Annotated in this window: 9 protein-coding genes; 5 read left to right on the top strand and 4 right to left on the bottom strand. The window is 69.8% G+C overall.

Annotated elements, in window-relative coordinates; all coding sequences use genetic code 11:
• The first annotated feature begins 504 nt into the window (after nucleotides 1-504).
• On the top strand, nucleotides 505-1,752 hold the full coding sequence (locus Acor_RS41325) for an alpha/beta hydrolase (protein WP_155342213.1): 1,248 nt from the start codon (nucleotides 505-507) through the stop codon (nucleotides 1,750-1,752).
• A 100-nt stretch (nucleotides 1,753-1,852) separates the two neighbouring features.
• Complete coding sequence (locus tag Acor_RS41320) at nucleotides 1,853-3,085, top strand: alpha/beta hydrolase (RefSeq protein WP_155342212.1); 1,233 nt, start codon at nucleotides 1,853-1,855, stop codon at nucleotides 3,083-3,085.
• A gap of 6 nt (nucleotides 3,086-3,091) precedes the next feature.
• Here Acor_RS41320 and Acor_RS41315 read toward each other — a convergent pair whose 3' ends face one another.
• Nucleotides 3,092-4,456 (bottom strand): FAD-dependent oxidoreductase, encoded by a 1,365-nt coding sequence (locus Acor_RS41315; RefSeq protein WP_155342211.1) that lies wholly within the window; start codon nucleotides 4,454-4,456, stop codon nucleotides 3,092-3,094.
• A gap of 41 nt (nucleotides 4,457-4,497) precedes the next feature.
• On the bottom strand, nucleotides 4,498-6,408 hold the full coding sequence (fadD11, locus tag Acor_RS41310; RefSeq protein ID WP_218034823.1) for a fatty acid--CoA ligase FadD11: 1,911 nt from the start codon (nucleotides 6,406-6,408) through the stop codon (nucleotides 4,498-4,500).
• A gap of 422 nt (nucleotides 6,409-6,830) precedes the next feature.
• Here fadD11 and Acor_RS41305 point away from each other — a divergent pair, with 422 nt between their 5' ends.
• Genes Acor_RS41305 through Acor_RS41295 form a run of 3 tightly spaced genes read left to right on the top strand, consistent with a single transcriptional unit; the run spans nucleotide 6,831 to nucleotide 7,799 of the window.
• Nucleotides 6,831-7,019: a TetR family transcriptional regulator gene (locus tag Acor_RS41305; protein WP_170317365.1), complete on the top strand. Its 189-nt coding sequence runs from the start codon at nucleotides 6,831-6,833 to the stop codon at nucleotides 7,017-7,019.
• 20 nt (nucleotides 7,020-7,039) lie between these two features.
• On the top strand, nucleotides 7,040-7,348 hold the full coding sequence (locus Acor_RS41300) for a hypothetical protein (protein WP_155342209.1): 309 nt from the start codon (nucleotides 7,040-7,042) through the stop codon (nucleotides 7,346-7,348).
• A gap of 16 nt (nucleotides 7,349-7,364) precedes the next feature.
• Nucleotides 7,365-7,799 carry a hypothetical protein gene (locus tag Acor_RS41295; RefSeq protein WP_155342208.1) on the top strand — a complete coding sequence of 145 codons (435 nt, stop codon included), beginning with the start codon at nucleotides 7,365-7,367 and terminating at the stop codon, nucleotides 7,797-7,799.
• Nucleotides 7,800-7,865: 66 nt separating this feature from the next.
• Here Acor_RS41295 and Acor_RS41290 read toward each other — a convergent pair whose 3' ends face one another.
• Nucleotides 7,866-8,150 carry a hypothetical protein gene (locus Acor_RS41290; RefSeq protein WP_155342207.1) on the bottom strand — a complete coding sequence of 95 codons (285 nt, stop codon included), beginning with the start codon at nucleotides 8,148-8,150 and terminating at the stop codon, nucleotides 7,866-7,868.
• Nucleotides 8,150-9,778, bottom strand: a 1,629-nt coding sequence (locus tag Acor_RS41285) for an ABC transporter permease (RefSeq protein ID WP_218034822.1), incomplete at its 5' end; no start/stop codon positions are given. The genes Acor_RS41285 and Acor_RS41290, both read right to left, overlap by 1 nt.

Genomic DNA, 9,778 nt, shown 5'->3' with positions numbered 1-9,778 from the left:
GCGCGTGGGGCACCTGCGCCACTCGCCCTCTGGCGGGTGGCGTGAGTGAAACAGTGGTGAGTCCGGGCGGCCGGACGGCCGCCTTCCCCTCGTGGCTGAGCCGCGCTCATTGCGGGCGAGCACTTTCGGATGCCTTACGGAGGGCAGCGAGCAACGCATGTGTGAACTCGCCGGAATCTTATGCCTGACGGAACCGGGAACACCTGAGGGAATTATGAGGAAGAAATGAGGAAGTCTGAGCAGGTGACCGACGGGGCGTCTTTCGGCATGTCAACCCGGGAACATTCCGTTTCCCCCGGCACGGAATACCTCGGTTTCGGGGATTGCAATCGTCACCATCACGGAATTTTCCGTGTTCGATCGACGGTTCGCGGGCTTGAGACTTGCGCGAGCGGGCTGGTGCGGCCCGCGATCCATGCGGCCGGCAGGGCGCCGTTGCGCGGGAGGAACGTGGCCCACGCCGGCTCGGAGACGGTCAACGGATGACCCGCGTAGACTGCGACAGTGGGCTCGGAAACTTACCACTTTGGACAGTTTGACCTGGACCCAAGCCACGGCCAACTCTGCTGCGACCGGCGGCCGATCCGCATCAAACCCCAGATTTTTGCCCTGCTCTGCTACCTCGTGGAGCACCGCGACCGGGTGGTGTCCCCAAGGGAACTGCTGGAAACGGTTTGGGGCAGTGAATTCGTCACCCGGGCCGCGCTCACCACCGCGCTGCGCGCCGTCCGCCTGACGATCGGCGACACCGGCCGCCAGCAGCGGTTCATCCGCACCGTACAGGGGCGCGGCTACCAGTTCATAGCCGAGACGACGGTAGCGCCGACCGAATCCGCTTCGGCCGCAGGGGCGGCTACGACCGCCGTACCGATCGCCGCGGTCGAGACGACCACGGGGGCCCGCGACACCATCCGGTTCTGCCGGACTGCGGACGGCGTGCGCGTCGCCTGGGCCGTCACCGGCGCCGGGCCTCCCCTGGTCAGGACCGCCAATTGGCTGAGCCAGATGGACCTGGAACGCACTATGCCCATGTTCACCCACTGGTTCGAGGGCCTGACCCGCGGCCGGCGGCTGATCCGCTACGACGAGCGGGGCTACGGCCTGTCCGACTGGACGATGGGCTTCACCCTGGAGGAGTGGATCGAGGACCTGGACGCCGTGGCCGGCGCGGCGGGGCTCGATCGCTTCCCACTGCTCGGCGTCTCCCAGGGCGGCCCGCTGGCGGTGGCCTACGCCGCGCGCCGGCCCGAACGGGTCAGCCGGCTGATCCTGAACGCGGCCTACGCCCGCGGCCGGATCGCCCGGGCGCGCGACGCCGCCGAGCACGACGAGGCGGACCTCGACCTCAAACTCACCCTGGCCGGATGGCACGCCCAGGACAACAGCTATCAGCGGTTCTTCGGCTCCCAGTTCTTCGCCGGAAGTCCGCCGCAGCGATGGGATGAGTTCACCAGCTTCCAGAAACGGTCGGTCTCGTCGGCCAACGGGGCCTGGTTTTTGGAGGAGCAGTCCCGCCTCGACGTCTCCGACTTCGCCCGCCGGGTCTCCTGCCCAACGCTGATCGTTCATTCCCGCGACGATCCACGCGTTCCCGTCTCGCAGGCGACGGAACTGGCCCAGCTCATTGCCGACAGCCGGCTGGTCCTGCTCGAGGGCCGCAACCATCTGCTCACGGCCGACGAACCGGCCTGGCCCCGGTTTCTGGACGAACTGCACGCCTTCCTGGCAGAGGAGGAGCCGGGCCGCGGGTGAACCGCGCACGGACATCAGATCCACAGCTCCTCACGCCCCACGACATCGTTCTCATACCTGGCAAAATCGAGTTCCGAGCAACGGCTTATAGGCTGCGTCAGTGGCTGGGGAGACGTTTCGCTTCGAAGAGTACGAATTAGACACCGCTGGTCATCAGCTGCGCCGGGGCGGTGAGCCGGTCCATGTGGAGCCGCGGGCTTTTGATCTGCTGTGTCACCTGGTGGCGTACCGGGATCGGGTGGTGTCGAAGAATGAGCTGCTCGACGAGGTGTGGGGTGACCGTTTCGTCAGCGAGGCCGCGCTCACCACGGCGTTACGGACCGCACGCCTGGCGATCGGGGACACCGGCGAGCAGCAGCGGTTGATCCGCACCGTGCACCGGCGGGGTTACCAGTTCGTGGCCCCGGCCTCGGTGGTTCGGTCCGGTCCCGCGGCCGGACCCGGACCCGGGCTCGGCGTCGGGGCGGCAGCGGCGAGAGAGCCGGCTGGCGCGGACCATCAGTTGATCCGGTTCTGTCAGGCCGAGGACGGCACCCGTATCGCCTATGCCACCGTCGGCACGGGCCCGCCGCTGCTGAAAGCGGCGAACTGGATGAGCCACCTCGACCTGGAGTGGACCACGCCGGTGTGGTCGCATTGGCTGGCCGGCCTGGCCCGCGACCGCCGGCTGATCCGCTACGACGAGCGGGGGTGCGGCCTGTCGGACTGGCAGGTGCCCAGCTTCAGCTTCGACGACTGGGTCGATGACCTGGACACCGTAGTCGAGGCGGCGGGACTCGACCGATTCCCGCTGCTCGGCGTCTCACAAGGCGGCGCGGTAGCGGTGGCATACGCCGCGCGCCGTCCCGAGCGGGTCACCCGGTTGATCCTCGCCGGGGCGTACGCCCAGGGACGGCAGGTCCGGGCCCGCGACGATGCCGAACGCGCCGCGGCCGCCCTCGACCTGGAACTGGCCCGAGTGGGCTGGAGCATCCAGGATCCCAGCTTTCTGCAGGTCTTCGCCTCCCAGTTCCTGCCCGACGGCACGCCGCAGGACTGGGAGGAGTTCATCGCGTTTCAGCGGCGGACGACCTCACCGGCCAACGGAGTCCGCTTCCTGGAGGAGTTCGCCCGGATCGACGTGTCCGCCATCGCCCACCGGGTCGCCTGCCCGACGCTGATCCTGCACTCCCGCGACGACGCGCGCGTCCCGGCCGCACAGGCCAACGAGTTGGCCGCCCTCATCCCCGACAGCCGGCTGGTCCTGCTCGACAGCCGCAACCACCTGCTCACCCCGTCCGAACCGGCCTGGGCCGAATTCCTGACCCGCATCGACGCCTTCCTGACCGAATGAACCCGGCTACCCGACCGGGCTGCCGGCTTCACGATCCGCTGGGTTCGTCGCCGCCGCTGGGGAGCGGCGGGCGGCCAGCAGGACCCTCACAACCATGGCCGGGGTCATCAGCGATGCGAGGCGGGCGAGCAGGTTCTGCACCCGCAGCGTCTGGCGGGCCACCGGGATCGAGGTGCGGCAGGCCCGCAACACCATGTCGAGGTAGCGGTTGAGCAGGCCGGTGCCCACCGATTCGGGGCCGTCGGCGCAGGGGTCGGCGAAGTCGGCCGCGGCGGCGAGCCTCCACGGCGCGTCGACCACCTTGGCGGCCTGCCGGTAGAAGGCACGGGCCAGTTGCGGCGAGGTGAGGCCATGGCGGGCGATGGCCCGGCCCAGGGCCTGGGCCTGCAGGGCCGCCGACGACATCCCCTGCGCGTGGAGGGGGTTGAGGCTGCAGATGGCATCTCCGAGCACCAGGAACCCCGCCGGAGTCCGGTCCAGCCGTTCCACGTGGCGGCGCCGGCTGGTGGGCATCCGATAGGTCAGTACCGGTGTCAGCGCCTCGGTCCGGGCCAGGACGTCGGCGATCAGCGGCGACGGCAGGCAACGGGCGAAGTCCTCGTACGCGGCCGGCTCGATCGGGGGTGCATCGTCGTGGAAGGAGCCGAGCGTGATGATCCATCGGTTGCCCTCCGCCGGCACCATACGGCCCATGCGGTGGCTCTGGGCCGGGTCGTCGACCTCGATGGCGACGGCGCGGGTGAGGTCGTCCGGCTGTCGCGGCACCACTCGCGTGCCGCAGGCCAGGTCGATGCGGACAGCCGACATCTCTGGTGCTGGAAACCCCCTTTCGGCCAGCAGGTCCAGGAAACGGGTATGGCGGCCGGAGCACGCGACCACCAGGTCAGCCCGGTGCCGCGCGCCGTCGACCTGAACACCGACCACCCTGCCATCCTCAAGAAGCAGGCCGTCCACCGCTGTTTCGTCAGCGACCGACACGTTGGGCCGTTGCCGCAGCAACCGCCTGCGGACTGTTGTCTCAAGCAGGGGCCGGCTCATGGACAAGGCGCACAAGCCGAGATCGGACGCTGTCCAGGAGGCGCCCCCTTGGCGCCACACCAGTCCGCCGGAGTCGAGGGGAACCGCGCCCTCTGCCCGCAGTTCGTCGGCAAGGCCCGGAAACCAGCCATCCAGCACCCACTGACCGGCAGCCAGCAAGATATGGGCGTGGCGTCCCTGCGGGACACCGCTACGCGGGATCGCGTCCTCGGGCAGGCGATCCCGCTCCAAGATCCGCACCCGGTCGACATGGTCGCTCAAGACCCGGGCGGTCACCAGACCGGCCATACCCGCGCCGACGACTATCGCGCTGCTGCCCTCACGCCTGCTCACCCTGCCCGCCCTTTCCGGCTCACACCCGGGCCGACTTCGGACTAGAAGGCGGCCGAGGCAGGTGCCGGTTCGGGTTCGAATACGCCCGCTCCTGGCCGGTCGGCGTACAGCGCTTCGATCTCGGCGGCGTACTTCTCGGCGACCGGCCTGCGGCGTAGTTTCGAGGTCAGGGTGAGCTCGTCTCCGCCCGGCTCCCAGAAGGCCGGCAGGATCTGGAACCGCTTGATCTGTTCGGTCCGAGACAGCCTGGCGTTGCCCGCGGCGATCCCCGCCGTGATCTGGCCAACCACGTCCGCGTCGGCGGCCAGAGCCGCGGCGGAGGCGTCCGGGAGCCCGTGCCGGGCGGCGTAGGCGGCTGCGGCGTCGGCGTCCAGCACGGCCAGCGCGGTGTTGTACGACCGCCCGTCCCCGATGGTGGCGATGCCGCCGAGCAGGGGGCATGCGGCCTTCATGACGTTCTCGATGTGCGCCGGTGACATGTTCTTGCCGGCCGCGTTGATGATGAGCTCCTTCTTACGGTCGACGACGGTGAGGTAGCCGTCGCCGTCCACGGTCATCACATCGCCGGTGTGCAACCAGCCGTCCCCGTCGATCGCCTCCGCGGTCTTCGCCGGTTGCCCCCGATAGCTTTTCATCACCAGTGGCCCGCGTACCAGGAACTCCCCGTCCTCGGCGATCCTGCCCTCCATCCCGGGCAGCAGCCGGCCCACCGTGCCCAGCCGGTGCTCGGCCGGCGATGTCACGCTGGCGACGCAGCTCAGCTCCGACATGCCCCAGACCTCCGCGATCGGGACGCCCAGTCCGCTGAAGAAGGCCAGGACCTCCTTCGGGATCGGCGCCGCGCCGGAGACCGCCCACCTGAGCCGGTCCAGCCCCAGCTTGGCGCGCAGCTTGGACAGGACCAGTTCGTCGGCCTTGGCGTACTCGGCGGCCAGCTCCGCGGGCAGCTCCGCTCCGGTCATGCCGGCCTCGGTCTTGCGCGCGGCGACGTCCAGCGCCCACAGCAGCCCCTGCCGCCTGGTCTCGTCCGGCTCGGCCGCCACGCTCGCGAGGATGCCCGCCTTGAGCTTCTCCCACACGCGGGGTACGGAGGCCCAGATCGTGGGCCGGCAGTCGGCGAGCGCCACGGCGATCTGCCGCGCGTCGGGCACCACGGTGATCTGCGTGCCCATCGTCTCCTGGAAATATAGGGCGGCCACCCGGTCGGCGATGTGCGCGCTCGGCAGAAAGGACGTGGTCCGGTCACCGAACGCCATCGGCAGCACCTCGGCGACGGCGTACACCTCGAACAACAGGTTCTCGTGGGTCATCTCCACGCCCTTGGGCTGGCCGGTCGTGCCCGAGGTGTAGATCAGTGTCAAAACGTCGTCCGGACGCACCGCCCGCCACGCCGCCTCGAAGTCGAAGTCCGGCGAACCGCGGCCGACGAGCTCCTTGACGCTGATGGTGCCCTCAGGCGCGCCATCGACGCACACCACGTGTTCGAGCGGGGCGCCGGAACGCCGGATCCGCTCGACGTACTGCTCCTCGCACATCACGACCTTGGTACCGGAACTGGCCAGCACATGGGCCAGCTGCTCGGGGGCCAGCGTGTTGTACACCGAGAACGAGGTGGCACCGAGGTGCTGCGCCCCGACCTCCAGCGGATAGAACTCCAGCCGGTTGGCCATCATCAGCGCGACGGTGTCGCCTCGGCCCACCCCGATCGCGCTCAACCCGGCCGCGACCGCGCGTACCTCATTCGAGTACTCCCCCCAGGTCAGGGTCGCGGTACCGCCGACCGTGCGCAGGGCGACCGCGTCCGGATCCACCGCCGCTGTCCGCTGAAACGCCTCGCAGTAGGTCCTGGGCCTCTCCGCATCGATCATCGGGCTCCGTCCATGATCTGAGCGGTCGCCGGGCCCGGCCGTACCAGCGCCGATGACGGTGGCGGCGCCGTTGGGTGTGGTCATGTTCCGATCCATTCTTCCGATTCGGTCCCCGGACCGGTAGCGGACCGGGACCGTTCGATCATCGGGCCGTCCGTAGGCACGCCACTTGGTGGAAGTCTGAGGATTCCCTGAGGAAGTATTGAGACCCGGTATTCCGGGCCAACGTGCCCACATTTACGCTGGGGTCCCAACCGTCAAGCAGCCAACGGGCGTTGTATCGCCAGTTCCGCGCGCCATGATGACGGCGACGAGCCCTCCGCGCCTGTGAGCGCGTGTTCGACCGGGGCGAACGATGACGGTGACGCCCGGCCCCGCGCTCGGGGGCAGTTCCACGACCCGACGCGCGCACAGCTGCCCAAGATCATGCTTCTGTGATCGCTGACTGCATGGCGACAAGCGGCCCTCTCCGCTGCCGAGCCAGTCATCAGGGACCTGACGGCGGCTTGCCGGGTCGGCATGTCGCGCCCGGGAACGCGTTCTGCCGCGGCGAGTTCCTGGATGCCGCGCAGCGGCTCATCCAGACCAAGCGCTATGAGCAGATGAGCATCCAGGACGTCCTGGCCGAGGCGGGCACCTCCAAGGGCGGCTTTACCACTACTTCGACTCCAAGCAGGCGCTCCTGGAGGCGCTGATCGAGCGAACCGCGGACACCTTGCAGGGACATCTCGCTCTCATCGCCCGAGATCGTTCGCTACCCGCGCTCGACAGGCTGCAGAGGTTCTTCACGACCCTGGCGGGCTGGAAGAACCTCCAGCGTGACCTGCTGAAGGCTCTGCTCCCTGTCTGGTACTCCGACGACAACGCGATCGTCCGGCAGAAGATGCGCCCTGCCCTCGCTGATCGGATCCTCCCTCTGCTGAGCGACATCGTCGGTGACGGGGTTGGCGAGAACCTGGGTCTGCCGGCGCGCTCACTGGTTCTGGCCGACCCCGACATGATCGCGACCTGGTTCGGCCCCTGACCCCGGAGGGACAGTCATGGAAACCGCCCTGAAGATCCTGCTCGGCCTGTACATCCTGCAGGCCCTGATCAAGTTCATCAACTTCTTCGTCGTCCCCTGCGACGCCCGGATCGAGCGCATCGCCGCCGTCTACAGTGGTGAGGGACGTTTCATCAAGATGTTTGACGACATTCTGCTGGTGCTGATGGCCGTCCTGGTCGCTCTTCAGGCCGCCGTCGGGCTGGAGCATCTCAGCTTCATCACCGGCCTCGGCCTGACCTTGACCCAGGTGTTCTTCCACCGCTTCGACCAGCCGCTGGGCGCAGACAGGTCCCCCGCGCCGCCGGTCATGCCGATCAAGTCGCTGTCGTATGCCAGCCAGGCCGCTCCCCGGCGTGGCTGGCGTGAGCTCCTCATCCAGACCGCGCTCTTCGTCTGGGCGCTGGCCATGCTGATCACACAGTCCGCGTGAGCCGGCCGCCGGGGCGGATCGGAACAAATGCGCGGGCGGAAGTCGCCGTTGATCTCGGAGTCTTCTTCACCTGGGCGTACGGCCGATGGCCAGCGCTGTGGCGACGCAGTGCCCGCAAAACGCTCCCGTCCGGCCCTCCACGCACGAGCAGTACCACCACAGGTATTCATCGGTGACGCCCATCTCCACGCGGGTGGTCGAATCATCCACCTCGGCGACGACCATGCGCGGGGTGAAGCGCAGTACCTGCACCGCCCCTGCCATCTCCAGTTCGCGGCCCCGGATACGAGCCTGCGGCGTCGTCGCGGACAGCTGTGACTCGGCCAGTTCGTGCAGCGATCGCGCGGCCATCAATCGCTGTTCAGGTCTCTGCGGTGGAAACCGGCCAGGCCCGCGGCCATGAGTGCCGCGCTGAGGAGACAGAGCCCGATCAACGGACCCACGGCGATCGTTCCTCCGGGCAGGGAGGGTGAATGCGCGAACGGGGAGAGCCGGCGGATCCTCTCGTCGATCTGGAGCAGCTCCCCGAGCTGGCCGAGCAGGGCGAAGACGACCAGGAACGCCCACGCGAGGCTGGTCGCGCGCGGCAGCAGCCCGAACAGCAGGACGGTGATCGCGGCGAGCACCCAGACGGCGGGGATCTGGGCCAGGGCGGCGCCCAGGATGCGGATCGCCTGCGTCGCGGGTTCGCCGATGCGCAGCCCGTGCGCGAGGCCGGCGGCCAATCCGGCGATGGCCAGGATGAGGGCCGATCCGGCCAGGGCGCAGGCCAGGTGGCCGGCCAGCCAGCGCCAGCGCGGCACCGCCGCCACCAGCACCGGTTCGGCGCGCCCGATGCTCTCCTCCGCGCGCAGCCGCAGGGTGGCCTGGACGGCGTAGCCGCCGGCCACCAGGGCGAACAGGCTCAGCTGGGTGGCGAAGAAGGTGTCTGTCAGGGCGCCCGCGCCGCCGAGCCGGGCGAGCATGTCGGCGATCTGGGGGTTGTCGCCGACGATGTCGCCCACGCCGGCGGCCAGCGACCCGAATACCGCGCCGGCCACGGCGAAGGCGGCGGCCCAGCCGAGCAGGAGACCCCGCTGCAGCCGCCAGGCCAGTGCGAGCGGCGATCTCAGGGACGCCGCGGCGGAGGCAGGGCCCCGGCGGGAGGGCAGGAGCCCCGCGCCGAGGTCGCGGCGCCGCGCCAGCAGATCGGCCGCCGCCACCAGCAGGATCGCGACGGCGGCGACGATGGCCAGCAGCCACCAGCGTTCGTCGGCGAAGGCGCGCGTCCGCTGCGCCCAGCCCAGCGGCGACAGCCAGGACACCGCCTCTGCCCCGGCCGCGTCTCCAGCCGCGCGCAGGAGGAGGAACAGGCCCAGGACGGCGATGGCCAGGGCGTTGGCGGTGCGCGCGTTCTCGGTCAGCTGCGCGGTGACCGCGGCGATCCCGGCGAAGACCAGGCCCACGCCCGCCACCGCCCCGGCGAAGGCGATCGACCCGGCCGCCGGTAGCCCCTGCCCGGCGAAACCCGCGATCAGGAGCAGGGCGGCCAGCAGGTTGGCCAGGCCGGTGACGAGTACGGCGGCGGCGGGGAGGGCGTAGCGGCCGACCGGGGCGGCGCCGATGAGTTCGGCCCGCCCGCTCTCCTCCTCCGCGCGGGTGTGGCGGGTCACCAGCATGATGCTCATCAGGGCGGCCAGCACGGTGGCGAAGGTGATGGCCCGCCAGGCGGTCAGTCCGCCGACCGAGGTGGGATCGAAGATCGGCCCGGTCAGGGCTTGCAGGGCGGGGTTGGCCATGATGGTGGCGCCCAGCGCCAGGCGCGACCCGACGTCGGGGTACAGCTCGGCGATGGCCGAGGCGGTCGCCACCGGGATGGCTGCGATCACCAGGATCCAGATCGGCAGCAGCAGGCGGTCGCGGCGCAGCGCGAGCCGGACCAGCACGCCGGTCCCCGCCAGGGCGGTCATTCTCACGGTCATGACGCCGAGACCTGGGTT

Source organism: Acrocarpospora corrugata, from assembly GCF_009687845.1.
Taxonomy (GTDB): Bacteria; Actinomycetota; Actinomycetes; order Streptosporangiales; family Streptosporangiaceae; genus Acrocarpospora; species Acrocarpospora corrugata.
Note: the sequence above shows the minus strand (reverse complement) of the source record. Positions and strands in the feature narration are given on the sequence as shown.